The 220-nt window shown below is 38.2% G+C and carries 1 protein-coding gene; it reads left to right on the top strand.

The genetic code is table 11. The features are described from left to right. On the top strand, positions 1-220 hold a 220-nt coding region (locus tag PL9631_RS26520), incomplete at both ends, for a hypothetical protein (protein ID WP_197046536.1).

The raw sequence follows: 220 nt of genomic DNA, 5'->3' as shown, positions 1-220 counted from the left end.
ACAACATTCCCAAAACCGAATCCACATCAACAATTAACCCCACAGATATTATTAACCCAGAAATTTCTAATTATACCCCTCTCCAAAAACAACCGGATTCCACAATTAATCCCACGGAAAGTAGTGATTCCATGGATATTGCTACACCAGAAATTCCTACTTATACCCCTCTCCAAAAACAACCGGATTCCACAATTAATCCCACAAATATTGTTACACC

This window comes from Planktothrix paucivesiculata PCC 9631 (assembly GCF_900009265.2).
GTDB lineage: Bacteria > Cyanobacteriota > Cyanobacteriia > Cyanobacteriales > Microcoleaceae > Planktothrix > Planktothrix paucivesiculata.
Note: the sequence above shows the minus strand (reverse complement) of the source record. Positions and strands in the feature narration are given on the sequence as shown.